At 48.8% G+C, this 254-nt stretch carries 1 protein-coding gene; it reads left to right on the top strand.

Annotated elements, in window-relative coordinates; all coding sequences use genetic code 11:
- Positions 1–95 precede the first annotated feature (95 nt).
- Positions 96–254 (top strand): helix-turn-helix domain-containing protein (locus L6762_RS12110; RefSeq protein ID WP_423817127.1); only part of this gene is annotated, 159 nt, incomplete at its 3' end.

The raw sequence follows: 254 nt of genomic DNA, 5'->3' as shown, positions 1-254 counted from the left end.
GCGTCTTGGGTTGCTTGGTGGAATGCTGGTCGGTTGCATCAGAGTCTTGGTTATCGGACTCCGCAGGAGGTGGTTGATGGTGCTTTAGTGGTCTTATAATTGTCGGAACTAAAGCCAGTACATATCACCACAACCTCACCGAAGAACTCCTCGCAGAACTTTTTACTGTCTCTCAATCGACAGTCTCACGAGCTATCAACACCATCGAAAAGGCCCTGGAGAAGATTCTCACTCCGCTGACTCAGCCTTTGAAA

The sequence above is a fragment of the Rothia nasimurium genome (assembly GCF_928381705.1).
Classification (GTDB): Bacteria; Actinomycetota; Actinomycetes; order Actinomycetales; family Micrococcaceae; genus Rothia; species Rothia nasimurium_G.
This window is presented reverse-complemented; position numbering and strand designations above follow the sequence as displayed.